The 13638-nt window shown below is 40.3% G+C and carries 14 protein-coding genes; 3 read left to right on the plus strand and 11 right to left on the minus strand.

Annotated features, from left to right (window positions below; genetic code table 11):
* Positions 1-53 precede the first annotated feature (53 nt).
* Positions 54-575 (plus strand): aminoacyl-tRNA deacylase, encoded by a 522-nt coding sequence (locus tag AQPE_RS16775; protein WP_318347647.1) that lies wholly within the window; start codon positions 54-56, stop codon positions 573-575.
* Positions 576-639: 64 nt separating this feature from the next.
* Here the strand turns inward: AQPE_RS16775 and AQPE_RS16780 are convergent, their stop codons facing one another.
* The 9 genes from AQPE_RS16780 to AQPE_RS16820 form a co-directional block, all read right to left on the minus strand.
* Positions 640-1512, minus strand: coding sequence for an enoyl-ACP reductase FabI (locus tag AQPE_RS16780; RefSeq protein ID WP_318347648.1), 873 nt, complete (start codon positions 1510-1512; stop codon positions 640-642).
* A 206-nt stretch (positions 1513-1718) separates the two neighbouring features.
* On the minus strand, positions 1719-2468 hold the full coding sequence (locus tag AQPE_RS16785) for a tetratricopeptide repeat protein (RefSeq protein ID WP_318347649.1): 750 nt from the start codon (positions 2466-2468) through the stop codon (positions 1719-1721).
* Between the two features lie 19 nt (positions 2469-2487).
* The gene (locus AQPE_RS16790; RefSeq protein ID WP_318347650.1) at positions 2488-4320 is read right to left on the minus strand and encodes a BatD family protein; all 1833 of its coding nucleotides are present in this window, start codon (positions 4318-4320) and stop codon (positions 2488-2490) included.
* Between the two features lie 151 nt (positions 4321-4471).
* Complete coding sequence (locus AQPE_RS16795) at positions 4472-5242, minus strand: tetratricopeptide repeat protein (protein WP_318347651.1); 771 nt, start codon at positions 5240-5242, stop codon at positions 4472-4474.
* A 7-nt stretch (positions 5243-5249) separates the two neighbouring features.
* Entirely contained in the window at positions 5250-6284 is a 1035-nt protein-coding gene (locus tag AQPE_RS16800) for a vWA domain-containing protein (protein ID WP_318347652.1), read from the minus strand.
* 118 nt (positions 6285-6402) lie between these two features.
* Positions 6403-7386, minus strand: coding sequence for a vWA domain-containing protein (locus tag AQPE_RS16805; RefSeq protein WP_318347653.1), 984 nt, complete (start codon positions 7384-7386; stop codon positions 6403-6405).
* Positions 7387-7407: 21 nt separating this feature from the next.
* Positions 7408-8415, minus strand: coding sequence for a hypothetical protein (locus AQPE_RS16810; RefSeq protein WP_318347654.1), 1008 nt, complete (start codon positions 8413-8415; stop codon positions 7408-7410).
* Positions 8416-8428: 13 nt separating this feature from the next.
* A complete protein-coding gene (locus tag AQPE_RS16815) occupies positions 8429-9301 on the minus strand; it encodes a DUF58 domain-containing protein (protein ID WP_318347655.1) in 873 nt (290 codons plus the stop codon).
* Between the two features lie 154 nt (positions 9302-9455).
* On the minus strand, positions 9456-10451 hold the full coding sequence (locus AQPE_RS16820; protein WP_318347656.1) for an AAA family ATPase: 996 nt from the start codon (positions 10449-10451) through the stop codon (positions 9456-9458).
* A 199-nt stretch (positions 10452-10650) separates the two neighbouring features.
* Here AQPE_RS16820 and truA point away from each other — a divergent pair, with 199 nt between their 5' ends.
* Together truA and AQPE_RS16830 are read left to right on the plus strand one after the other, a co-directional pair.
* A complete protein-coding gene (gene truA / locus AQPE_RS16825) occupies positions 10651-11418 on the plus strand; it encodes a tRNA pseudouridine(38-40) synthase TruA (protein ID WP_318347657.1) in 768 nt (255 codons plus the stop codon).
* A gap of 12 nt (positions 11419-11430) precedes the next feature.
* On the plus strand, positions 11431-12048 hold the full coding sequence (locus tag AQPE_RS16830) for a hypothetical protein (RefSeq protein WP_318347658.1): 618 nt from the start codon (positions 11431-11433) through the stop codon (positions 12046-12048).
* A gap of 254 nt (positions 12049-12302) precedes the next feature.
* Here AQPE_RS16830 and AQPE_RS16835 read toward each other — a convergent pair whose 3' ends face one another.
* Together AQPE_RS16835 and AQPE_RS16840 are read right to left on the minus strand one after the other, a co-directional pair.
* Positions 12303-13157 (minus strand): energy transducer TonB, encoded by an 855-nt coding sequence (locus AQPE_RS16835; RefSeq protein WP_318347659.1) that lies wholly within the window; start codon positions 13155-13157, stop codon positions 12303-12305.
* A 104-nt stretch (positions 13158-13261) separates the two neighbouring features.
* Positions 13262-13465 carry a hypothetical protein gene (locus AQPE_RS16840; protein WP_318347660.1) on the minus strand — a complete coding sequence of 68 codons (204 nt, stop codon included), beginning with the start codon at positions 13463-13465 and terminating at the stop codon, positions 13262-13264.
* Positions 13466-13638: the final 173 nt, after the last annotated feature.

The following is a 13638-nucleotide window of genomic DNA, read 5'->3' on the forward strand; positions in this document are numbered from 1 at the left end:
TTCTCTCCCGACCATATTTCTGAAATTCTTTTTTAACCTCTAAAAACGAATTCATGCCAGTAAAAAAGCTTAAAACCTATCTTGATGAGGCTAATATCAAGTATTTGACAATTAGTCACTCCAGTGCCTTTACATCTCAGGATATTGCTGCATCAGCACATGTTTCCGGAAAAGAATTTGCTAAGACAGTAATGATCAAAATTGATGGAGTGATGGCTATGGCCGTATTACCAGCATCTTATCATATCGATTTTGATACATTGCGAAAAATTTTCGGAACAAAGTTCGTGACTCTGGCAACCGAACCAGAGTTTAAAGATCGCTTTCCTGATTGCGAACTAGGGGCAATGCCACCTTTCGGCAATCTTTATGGTATGGATGTTTATTTGGCTGAAGCGCTTACGAATAATAAGGAAATTGCGTTTAATGCCGGATCTCATACCGAATTGATAAGATTAAGCTATTTCGATTATCATCGACTTGTTAAACCACGGATTTTAAAGTTCTCGTGGAAACCAGTTTCTCTTCCGGCTGATCCCATGGAGCGGTGGAATGGAGATTACATGCACAATTAATTTTGATACAAACAGAAAAACCGGCGACAAACCGGTTTTTCTGTTTCTTATTGCAGAGATAAGATTAATCGAAAATGTGTTCGCCGCAAGGTTCATCGTTACCGCATTCACAGTCGCAGCCTAATCCTTTTTCGTATTGAGTCAGCGCCCTCATGCTCATACCCATCGAAGAGAATCCTCCGTCGTGGAAAAGGTTCTGCATGGTTACTTTCTTCGTTAAATCGGAGAATAAGGAAATGCAATAATCGGCACATTCATCGCCGGTTGCATTGCCCAGGGGAGCCATACGTTCCGAGAAATCCATCAGTTTGTCCATTCCTTTTACACCGCTTCCGGCAGTGGTCAGGGTTGGCGATTGCGAAATGGTGTTGATACGAACGTTTCTTTCGCGGCCATAAATGTATCCGAAACTACGGGCAATCGATTCGAGTAATGCCTTTGCATCAGCCATGTCGTTGTATCCGTAAAATGTGCGTTGTGCTGCAACATACGATAATGCGACAACTGATCCCCACTGATTTATGGCGTCCATTTTTCGGGCAACCTGTAATACTTTGTGGAATGATACAGCTGATACATCCAACGTTTTCGAAAGATAACTGTAATCTAAATCACTGTAGTGACGCCCTTTTCTAACGTTTGGCGACATTCCGATTGAATGCAACACGAAATCGATTTTACCTCCAAGGGCTTCCATCGATTGTTTGAAAAGATTTTCTAAATCTTCCACACTTGTAGCGTCAGCTTCAATGGCAATTGTGTTGCAAGCTTCAGCAAGTTGGGCGGTTTCACCCATACGCATTGCTACTCCGGTGTTGGTTAAGGTAAACGTAGCACCTTCTTCAAAAGCACGTTGAGCAACTTTCCAGGCAATTGAATCGGCATTCAATGCTCCAAAAATAATTCCTCTTTTGCCTTTCAGTAAATTATAAGCCATAGTTTAAAATTTATGAAATGAGACCCGTGAATCGGGACGAATTCCTCACCTGCATTAAGCAGGCATGTGACCATTAAAAATCAAATTAATACTAACGATTAGATAACAACTATTACTTAAAATGGTTGCTAATTCATGCAAATTAAAACAAATTGCCAGTCTGGTTGCGAAATCCAGACTGGCAATTCTATAAAAATGATGATTTCTTAAATCCGTTCGACCGATTCAGTTAGCAGCCATCCTTTGTTCCCATCGGATAAACTGATTTCGACCCAATCGCCAAGTTTGTCAGTAATTCTAACTTTTAGACCTTCGTGGATGACAAACAAGTTGGTTCCTTTTTCAGATGGAGAGCTTTTTACAGTTACAGTGGGCTGCATCACAATGGCATAGGAATGATTGACCAACCTGCTTTTTTGTTTGGCCGCAAACGACCAACTAAAAATCGTGAACAAAATCAGAAAGCAACCCGACCAGAATGTAATCCGTTTGACCTCGCTGGTTTTAGCAAAGAAGTAAAATCCCATCATAGTTAAAAATACGACGAAACAAATAATACTTATCACAGCCCACGTATCGGTGGTTTGGCTGTTTACAATTGCATTCCACCACCTGACGATAAATATTCCGGGTAATTCCTGAATAGAATCGACTACTTTCTGGTTGGCCACCTGAAGATTAAATTCAACATCCTGATCGTCAGGCGCTAAAAGTTTGGCCCGTTCGTAATTCAGGATTGAAAGTGTATATTGTTTGGTTTTGTAATACGCATTTCCGAGGTTGAAATAGACTTCAGGCGACTCGATACCAGCCATTAAAATTTGGTTGTAACCATCAATGGCCTTTTGGAATTCCTCTTTGGCGTAATGTTCGTTTGCCTTCTGAATCAGATCGTTCTGTGCAAAAACTGTCGCAGTAAACAAAATCGCCAGTATTGTATAGATTATTCGTTTCATACTCTAAAATTTCAATTGTTTACTTGATTTGCTTTTCAAAAATTCCCATTACTTTGGCAGCCCCATCGTATATTTCTGTCATAGTTCCTGAAAATGCTGAAGGTGCGTATCGGGCAAATTCACAGTCGTCAATTATTTTCATTAATTCAGAAACTACATCCTGTTCTATCCCTTTATCAAGCAGGCTTGCCGCAGCTTTCTCCCTGTTCAGATCGGCTACCGGGATGGCTAATTTATCACTTAAATAACCCCACAAAGCTTTAATTACTGCTTCGTAGAATTTTTCGGCCTGGTTACTTTTCAGGAAGCCCGACGCTTCTTTTAGCCGTTTCAAGGCTACTTTGTTTGCTCGTTTATTTTTGACCAAAGTGAGATTTTTACTTTCCTCGATCTTTTTGCGATTAACTACATAGAAGACAGCAAATGCGAGCGTACTTAGGATGAAAATACTGTAAAACTCAATGGTGCCATAGAAGGTGCTTCCTTTAGGTTTCAATTGTGTTCTGTTTTGTTTGATGTATCGGATGTCTTTTCCGATCATTTTTACATCCTCTTTGGAATACGAATTGACCACTCCTGAATTCTGGTCGTCTTTCCCTTTTTCGATCTTGATGTTGAACGCTTCGGTCGATTTAGTCACGAATTGGCGGGTCGATGGATTGAAGGATACAAACTGAACTGCTGGTATCGTGAAGTTTCCGGCATATCGCGGAATAAATAAGTATTCGAAAGTAACAGAACCGCTCATCCCGTTGTCGCTGGCCATGGTTTTGTCAGTCGTTTTGGGTTCGTAAGCTTCAAAATCCTGAGGCAATTCAATTTTGGGCGGATTTATCAGATTGAGGTTCCCGGTTCCTGAAACGGTTAATTTCAGAGTCATGGCCTCGTTCGATTTGGCTGTAGTTTTGTCCAATGTTCCGGAGAAAGTGAAATTACCAACTGCTCCGTTAAAATTAGCCGGTTGGTTGGGCAAATCTTTTACATTAATGGTTACCGGATCGCTCACTACTTTTGCTTTTACAACGCGGTAGTTGTCAAAAAAATCGTCAAAAAAACCTTGTTGCTGGCGAACTCTTTGCCGAACCAGACAGGTAATCTCGAACGGATCGATGCGGATATTCCCGGTTTGTTGTGGGAACAAAATGGTCTTTTTGAGAATACCTACCTGATAGATTTTGCCGTTGTAAACTTCGCGTGTAAAATTAACCTGAGTTGGGACATCAATGTCTTTGGTCCAGAATCCTTCGTACGATGGCAGTTTTACGTCGTCAAATCCATTTAACGGAACATTCTGACTGATGTATAATTTTACAGTCGACAGAATTTGTTCTCCTTTTGATACATTGGTTTTATCGACGGCAACCCGAACAAACAGATTGTCTTTGCTAATATTGCCTGAAGGAGTATCGTCTTGCTGCTGTTGCGCATTTTGTTGCGACCCCCCTTGTTGTCCGGACGATTGTTGGGGCTGACCTTTAACAACCTGAATGTTCAGACTATTTGATTCGTATGTTTTTCCTCCAACTTTAATTGACGCAGGTCGTATCGAAAATTTCCCTTCTTTTTTAGCCCGAAGAATGAAAATATAGGAAAAGCTTGATGTTTGCGTTGTTTTCCCATTTATGATTTGTATGCTTGAACTTTGCGAAGTGGATGGTCCCATTAAAACATCGAAATTCGACAAATCGGGCAGCTGAAGGTCAGTGCCTCTTTCATTCAGTGTAAAGCCTAACCTGAATTGTTCTCCCATGGCAACCACTTCCGGTCCTTCCATGACGAATTGCGTGCTGTCGGCCATTGCAACAAGGCCAACCAGCATAAAAACCAATACTATTTTTATTTTTCTGATCATAGTTTTCTCCAATATTCCTGATTCAAAATTGTTCCAAATTTAAATCTCCGCGCTGGAAGTTGCAAGTTCCTTTTGACAAACGTCCGACAGAGCACACACTATAGCCAAAGTGAAAACTCTCCGGACTTCTGTCTTCGGTCTCCCTACTTTTCTACCAGTCCTTCTCAACCTTTTTCGATTCGGCTTTTAAGGCCTGAACCTTTTTTACTTTGTCCTGAATCTTTTTTTCATTATTTTCTAATGCCTGCAACATTTGTTCGGCATTTTGTTTCGATATTTTATTCTGTTGCTGCTGCTGCTGTTTTTGATCTTTATTTTGCTGGTCTTTATTCTGTTTATCCTGATCCTTTTTCTGGTCCTTATTCTGATCTTTTTTATCCTGATCTTTATTCTTGTCTTTATCCTTATCCTTGTCCTTATCTTTGTCTTTATTTTTATCGTCCTTCTTCTTCTGATCCTGCTGCTTTTTCTTCATATTCATGGCATACAGCAGATTGTATTTGGTTTCCAGGTCATTTGGATTGTTGCGAAGTGCATCTTTGTAAGCAGCAATACTTTCATCCAGTTTATTCTTCATCAGAAGAGAGTTCCCCATGTTATGAAGAGCTCTGCTTTTTTCAACTTTATTGGTTGTTTTATCGGCAATCTCCTTGAATTTTTCTGCCGATTGATCAAACTTCTTCTGTTTATATAAAGCATTAGCGAGGTTGAAATTCCATTTGGTATCATCCGGCTTTTTCTCCAGCGCTTTGAGGTATTCAATCTCAGCCTTATTGAACTGAACCGTGTCGAGACGGCTGGTATCTTTCATCGCAGCCTCGTAGAATTTGTTTCCCTGTCTGACAAATTTGCGTTCGTTTTGAGCCTGACTTGCAGCAGCCCAAACCAACAAAAATAGGATCAGTATATATTTTCGTTTCATATCTCTTCTATTTTCTTTCTCCAAACAATTTGAAATTTTTCAGGTACTTGTTTTTTCGTTCAAGTATCAGGTAGTCAAGTAAAATCAGGAACAAGCCTAAGCCAATGAAATACTGAAACTTATCATCGTAGTCAGCATAGGTCTGGGTTTCAAGCTCCGATTTTTCCATCTTGTTCACTTCGCTTAAAAGATTGTTTAACCCCACCTGCGCATTATTTGCCCTGATGTATGCTCCTTTTCCTGCTTCGGCAATCTTTTGAAGCATTTGCTCGTCGAGTTTGGTTACAATTGTATTTCCCTGCCTGTCTTTACGATAACTTTTTTGCCCGTTTCTGAATTCCGGAATTGGTCCGCCTTCAGGAGATCCCATTCCGATTGTATAAACTACGATTCCTTTTTTTGCTGCCTCAGTTGCTGCACCTATTGCATCATCCTCATGATTTTCCCCATCGGTAATGATGATCATGGCCTTGCTGCCTTCGAAAGTTGGACTAAACGATTTTATTCCCAGTTGGATGGCGGCTCCAATCGCAGTTCCCTGTGTTGGCACCATATCCGGACTAATCGAATTCAGGAATAATTTGGCAGAAACGTAGTCGGCGGTGATTGGGAGTTGTGTATAGGCATCGCCTGCAAAAACAATCAAACCGATTTTATCGTTGCTCAGTTTATCGACCAGTTGTGAAATGGCTCGTTTTGCACGCTCAAGCCTGTTGGGCTGAATATCTTCCGACATCATACTGTTCGAAACGTCAAGTGCGATCATCAATTCGATACCCTTGCGTTTTTCGGTTTTCAGTTTAGAGCCAAACTGCGGACGTGCAATACCTATAATGATGCTCGTAAGCGCCATCAACAATACAATAAATTTTAGTATTGGCCTTCCTGTGCTGGCATTAGGCATCAGTATCGACATAATTTCCTTCTGTCCGAATGAGGCCAACGCTTTCTTTCGCTTCATTCTGGAATACCAGAAAAAAACGATCATTACTGGTATGAGCAATAATGCATATAAATATTCAGGATTTGCTATTCTAAACATGTCTTCAAATTTCGGCTTCGACAAGCTCAGTCACCGGTTCTTTATTCACGAATACCGATGTCTGATATCTTAGCTATGTTTTTGTCTAATATCTATTATCTAGTACCTTTTTGTTTTTCTAAGGGATATTTCTGAAAATAGTTGTCTTCAGGAACATGCTCAACAGCAAGAGAAATGCGCCTGCGAGGGCATATTTCAGATACTGTTCCTCTTTTTTGCTGTATTCCTTGACATCGATTTTCGACTTTTCAAGTTTGTCTATTTCCTTGTAAATCTCGGTCAGGCTGGTGTTGTTTGTTGCTCTGAAATATTTCCCGTCGGTTGTTTCAGCTATTTTTTGCAAAGTGGGTTCGTCAATTTCAACTTTCATATCGCGAACCTGAACTCCAAATGGCGTTTGCATGGGGTAGGGCGCTGTGCCAATAGTTCCTATTCCAACGGTATATACCCTTATCCCGAATGTTTTAGCCAGTTCGGCAGCAGTTACCGGAGCTATTTCTCCACGGTTATTTACACCGTCGGTAAGCAAAATAATCACTTTGCTAATGGCATTGCTTTCTTTAAGCCGGGAAACTGCTGTTGCTAAACCGTTGCCTATCGCGGTTCCGTCTTCAATCATGCCACTTTCAATATTCCTGAAAAGGTTGATTACAGTGGCGTGGTCGGTTGTGAGCGGACATTGGGTGAAACTTTCGCCTGAAAATATGACTAACCCAATTTTATCGTTCGGACGACCTGAAATAAATTGAGTAGCTACGTCTTTTGCTGCTTCAATTCGGTTGGGTTGGAAGTCCATGGCTAACATCGAACTCGAAATATCAAGTGCAATCACAATGTCGATTCCTTCGGTGGTCACATTCTGCCAGCTATTTGACGACTGTGGACGGGCCAATGCCAGTATCAGAAACGACATGCTCGATAGCAAAATTACGAAGACGCTGTGGCGGAAATAATATTTCCAGCTCTTCGGGATTTTTGCAAAACCCATATTCGAAGAAAACTGTATGCTGGCACCCATTTTCTTTTGTTGCCAGATGTACCATGCAATCATGGGTATCAAAAGCAGAAACAGGTAGAAAAATTCGGGATTCTTATAACTCATTCCAATCATTGTTTCATTCGGTTATTTTACATCTTTTATTTCTTCCGCAGATACTTCTTGCGATACAACTGCTGTCTTTTCAGGAGCTTTTATTTCTTCTTTTTTCGTTTGATTGACGAAGAAATAGGCATTCATTAATGTCAGATTGTTGTCGTCGGTTAGCGGTGTGTACTTGGCAAACTTTACCAAATCAGCCAAACTCAGAATGTGCTGAAGCTGATCGCGTGTTTTTTCGTCGCACAAGTTTTTTTGCTGCTTAAAAATACCGATTGTTTCGCTTGATGTCTGTTCCATGGCCGGAATGTCGAACCGGTTCTGAATGTATGTTCGGATGGTATCAGAAACTTCAGAATAGTATTGCTTAATTTTTTCCTGTTGCCATAATTTTTGTGTTTTAATCCGGTCGAGTTCGCGCAAGGCAACAATGTGAGCCGGTTCTGCCGGTTTTTCAGGCTTGACAAACAGCGGAACATTCTTTTTCTTCCAACGGATGTAGTAGAAAATGAAAAAGATGATGGCTGCCAGCAGGATAATGGCTAATATATATGGCATTACTTCTTTTAAAGTAACAGGTGCTCCATAAACGGTTTTAATGTCAACAGGCCCTTTGGTTGTGTCTATTTTCATACCATGCACCTGAAACATCAATTCTCTGGTAGCTGCCGAATCCAACAGTTGTCCATTTTTCATTCTGAAATAGAATGGTGGAATCTGGTGTCGGCCACTGTCAAACGAAGTAATTAAAAGACTTTGAGTCAGTCGTACCCGATCTTTGTCATCGAGCTTGAAGGTGTCAATTTTTGAACGATTGACCACCTCAATCTTTGAACTGAATGTGTCGGGTATCTGCGGAAACTGAACATTGAGATCTTTTGGTTTCTCGATTTCGAGGAGCATTTTAAGCTGGTCGCCAATGAGAATATGCGTTGAGTCGATACTTGCCTTAACGGTTACTTGTTGTGCCTGAAGCGTATGGATACTACCTGAAAGCAAAACAAAAAGTACGACGTATAACAAACTTTGCTTCATCTGAAATTTATTTTTATCCACGTTTTTTAAAGAGGCTGATCAATGATTTTACATAGTCGTGGTTGGTGCTGATACTCACATAATCCACCCGGCTTCTTTTAAAACTGTTGTCAAGTTGTGCCGAAAGGTCCTTCCACCATTTCCTGTATATCGATCTGGCCATCCGGTCCGAACTGTCGACCCAGGTATAACTGCCTGTTTCAGCATCTTTCAGTTTGATCATCCCAATGTTTGGCAGTTGAGTTTCGCGCTCATCGTAAATACGCAAAGCCACCACATCGTGCCGGTTATTGGCAATCGAAAGTGCATTTTCCAGATTATCTTCTTTTTGAATAAAGTCGGAAATCACAAAGGCAGTGCACCGTTTCTTAATGGCATTGGTAAAGTACCTGATCGCTCCTGAAATATCGGTTCCACGAGCCTGAGGCTCAAAATCAATTAATTCGCTGATGATCCGCAGGATGTGGCTTCTTCCTTTTTTCGGGGGAATAAACTTTTCAATTCGATCGGAAAAGAAAATGACCCCAATTTTGTCGTTGTTCTGTATGGCTGAAAATGCCAGAACTGCTGCAATTTCGGTTACAATATTCTTTTTCAACTTATCCATCGACCCGAATTCGCGCGATCCGCTTACATCGATCAACAGCATCACAGTTAATTCGCGTTCTTCTTCGTATATTTTAACGAACGGTTTATTGTAACGGGCAGTCACATTCCAGTCGATGTTTCGAATATCATCGCCAAACTGGTATTCACGAACCTCACTGAAAGCCATCCCACGTCCTTTGAATGCACTGTGGTACTCGCCCGCAAAAATATTACGGCTCAATCCACGTGTTTTTATTTCAATTTTTCGGACTCGTTTTAAAAGTTCGCTTGTTTCCATTAAATTTTCATGTTACGTGTTTCGGGTTACGTGTTTCGGGTTAAACATGCAACTCACAACATTTACTTTTTTAACTTCCAGATTGCTATGGGTTGGTCTTTACGCGTTGGTCTTTTACTCGCAACCCGCAACTCACAACCCGAATCGTTTTTTTTTAAGGAACTTCAACTGTATTTAGAATTTCAGCAATAATTTCTTCGGAAGTGATGTTGTTTGCTTCGGCTTCGTAGCTTAAACCAATACGGTGACGCATGACGTCGGGGCAAACAGCGCGCACATCTTCAGGAATCACATAACCGCGGCGTTTGATGAATGCAAAAGCTTTGGCGGCTTGTGCCAGACTGATACTTGCACGGGGCGAACCTCCGTAGGTGATCATGTCGACATATTTGTCCAATCTATAGGCTTTCGGATCGCGGGTAGCAAATACGATGTCAACAATGTATTTCTGGATTTTTTCGTCCATGTACACATCTTTCACCACTTCGCGGGCTTTAAGAATGTCTTCGGTGCGGGTAACTTTTGATGCAACCGGAAATGCTTTCATCAGGTTTTGCTGTATAATTAGCTTTTCCTCTTCTTTAGTCGGGTAATTAATAACCACTTTCAGCATAAAACGGTCGACCTGGGCTTCCGGAAGCGGATAAGTACCTTCTTGCTCAATTGGGTTTTGAGTGGCCATTACCAAAAATGGTTCCTGCAGTTTGTAGGTATTTTCGCCAATCGTGACCTGACGTTCCTGCATCGCTTCGAGCAATGCCGATTGAACTTTTGCAGGTGCCCGGTTAATTTCATCGGCCAATACGAAGTTGGTGAAAATCGGACCTTTCTTCACGATGAATTCCTCTTTCTTCTGGCTGTAAATCATGGTTCCCAACAAGTCGGCGGGAAGCAAATCTGGAGTAAACTGAATACGTGCAAATTTGGCATCGATACTTGTTGCCAGTGTGTTGATGGCTAATGTTTTTGCCAATCCGGGAACTCCTTCCAATAAAATATGGCCTCCCGACAAAAGTCCAACTAAAAGACTCTCAACCAAATGTTTCTGACCTACAATTACCTTGTTCATCTCCATGCCGATGATGTCGACAAACGAACTTTCTCTTTGAATTCTTTCGTTTAATTCGCGGATATCAACTGTTTGATTCATATTTTTTTAGATAAAATGATTTATTTTCCAGTATTTTTTTTAGAGAACACGAAAATAAGCTATCCTTGCTTGAAAAAGGGTGAATTTTCGTTAAACTTTGTTAAGCTGTTCGCGCTCAAAAGGGCTGTGAAATTAATAAATTCAGCGATCTTTAACAGAATCTGGTTTCACTTTTTTATTTTTGCCGAAAATCAATCCATTGACACAAAGGTATTTCATAGAACTGGCCTACAAAGGCACAAATTTCCACGGTTGGCAAATTCAACCCAATGCAGTTTCGGTGCAGGAATGCCTCGAAAAAGCGTTGTCGGTTATTACCCGTGAGACGATTGCAGTTACTGGCGCCGGACGGACTGATACCGGGGTTCATGCCAGTTATTTTGTTGCTCATTTCGACTCCGGAAAACTCAATCTCGATCATCCGGATTTTACGCATAAACTGAACAGTTTTCTGGGTAAAGACATTGTTATTTTTCAGGTGTCGAAAGTAACCACAGAAGCTCATGCCCGGTTCGATGCCACTTCAAGAACTTACCAATATCACCTTAACCTGCGAAAAGATCCGTTTGCGTTGGAAACTTCCTGGTATTTTTTCAGTCGGCCCGATGTTGAACGTATGAACGAAGCAAGTCGCATTTTATTTGAATACACCGATTTTACCAGTTTCAGTAAATTGCATACCGACGTTAAAACCAACAATTGCAAAATTTATTGCGCCGAATGGACTCAGGAAAGTGCTAACATTGTTTTTACCGTGAAAGCCGACCGGTTTCTCCGGAATATGGTTCGCGCATTGGTTGGTACCATTCTGGAAGTGGGCATTGGTAAAATTGATCTGAACCAATTCCGGAAAATTATTGAGCAGAAAGATCGCGGGGCAGCCGGTTTATCGGTTCCGGCACATGGCTTGTTTTTAACTGATATTGAATATCCAAAGGAGATTTTTAACCGAAGATTTAAAGAATAAATAGAATTTGAAATGATAACATTTACTGAACTTTACGATAAAATATATCCCAATAATATACCATTGGATTCGGGTAGGTTTGTTCAGATGGTGGAATCTTCTAAAACAGATGTTTTGGCACTCGTCGATAACATTGAGCATGAAGATCGGTCAAAAGTGAAAAGATTTGTTGCCGATTATGCCATTAATCTGGCGAGTAAAGAATACACTAAGAATTCCTTGATTTTTCTAAATAAAGCTGTTGACTTATTTCAGAACGATGAAGCTTTTAAAGGGAATGATTTGCTGAATGATCCAATGTATGAATCGCTAATTTTGAATCGGGCTAAAACCAATTATGTTCTGGACAATTTTAGGCGTGCACGGATTGATTTTAAGCTATTGCGGAATAAATTTGGTTCCAATGTTTTGTACCAACAGGGATACGATGCGTGTATGGATAAGATACTGACGATATTTCAATGGATTACTCTTTCAGTTTTGGTGATCTCGATCAGTTCAATTTTACTGTTAGAACTTGAAGCTGGCATGAAAAGCTTAATGATAAGCGTGTTGGTTTTATCTTTAATTCTGTCAGCTGCGCTTAATTTTGTCCAACGGAAGAAAAGAAAAGAGCAAAATAAAGGCTGAATTTTTCAACTCAGCCGCTCGCTGCCGCACGATTGTATCGTGTGGCATTATTTATTCTTTACCACGCGATGCAATCGCGCGGTAGCAGGAGATAGCAGGGGTGTGGTATTATTCAACAACAATAAGATTCCCGGAAATTCCTTTTCGTTCATCATACTCACCAACGCTGCCGCACAATTATATCGTGTGTTGTTATTTGAAAACTATTCTTTGCCACACGATGCAATTGCGCGGTTGCAGGGGAAGATGCTTTTTTATTTACTTTCAGTCAAATCAAATCTTATCGGTAATGTCCAGACCGGATTATATCTCATCCCATGTCTGTAAATTACATCCCATTCAGGTATCGACTTAACAACCCGAATGGCTTCGTTGTCATATAACTCATTTACTCCACGGACTACTTTCACTCGATCAATCTTTCCGTTTTCGTCTGATGAAACAATTTGAACATATACACATCGTTTTATGGTATCAGAGCCGGGCAAATTTTCACGTTTAATGCTTTTATAAATAAACTCCTTTAAAAGTTTTGGGTCGTCTTTGTATTTTGATTTTTTTGTCTTCGAGTTGTCCAGTGTTTTAATTTCTGATAGGGTGCCTTTTTCTAAAGTAAACTCTATTTCCGTTTCATAAATGCTTTCAAACGCATCATGAAAGTAATACAATAAATTCCCTTGTGGCGAAATCAATTTTTCGTTCACCCAGTCGGCTTTCACTTTTCCATTCTTAAATCTTTGAGGAAACAGAACTTTCAAATCAGCATATTCACTACCGATACTATCCTTATCAACTTCAGATTTAAAAGATACTGAAACTCCACGCATTGAAGTTGGGTAACAAGCATTCCGGATTTCGCAGAGGTATAATTCATTGTCAATTATTTCCCAGGTTGCAACATAATTTCTCCAACATGAAGTAAAAAAACATCCTCTGCTTCCAAATAATTCTTTGGGAGTAATCAAGTCTTGATTGGGAAATGAATTTAAGGGACAATTGTATAAAGAAAGAGTATCTCCTTTATAAATAATCAAATCCGGAATTTGAGCTGTCCCAAAAAGATTCATTGAAATCAATGAAAACAATAGTATAGTAAAAGTTATTTTCATTTATGTACTCTTTGCAGGCTCCTTGCTGCCGCACGATTGTATCGTGTGTTGTTATTTAAAAACTATTCTTTGCCACGCGAAGCAATCGCGCGGTAGCAGGGCTTCTAATTTTGCTGAATATCTTTTGGCACCTCTGCAGAGTCAACTGCATCGTTCTTTTTCGAAAATAGAATAATGATAACACCAATAATTGGCGACAAAACCAGACAAAGAACAAAGCTCCAGGCATAGCCAATTTTACGATTTCTTCCAAGCAGAGCAACAAGAGCAGAAACGATTACATGAAAGACTAGTAATACTTGTTTCATTTTGTTTAGGTTTTAAAAGTTAATATTTAGTTTTCCTCGCTGCCGCACGATTGTATCGTGTGTTGTTATTTAAAAACTATTCTTTACCACGCGATGCAATCGCGCGGTAGCAGGGGTGTTGGGATCCTGAAACAAGTTCAGGATGACAGGATCAATGACTTTTTAAACAACCT

The sequence above is a fragment of the Aquipluma nitroreducens genome (assembly GCF_009689585.1).
Classification (GTDB): Bacteria; Bacteroidota; Bacteroidia; order Bacteroidales; family Prolixibacteraceae; genus Aquipluma; species Aquipluma nitroreducens.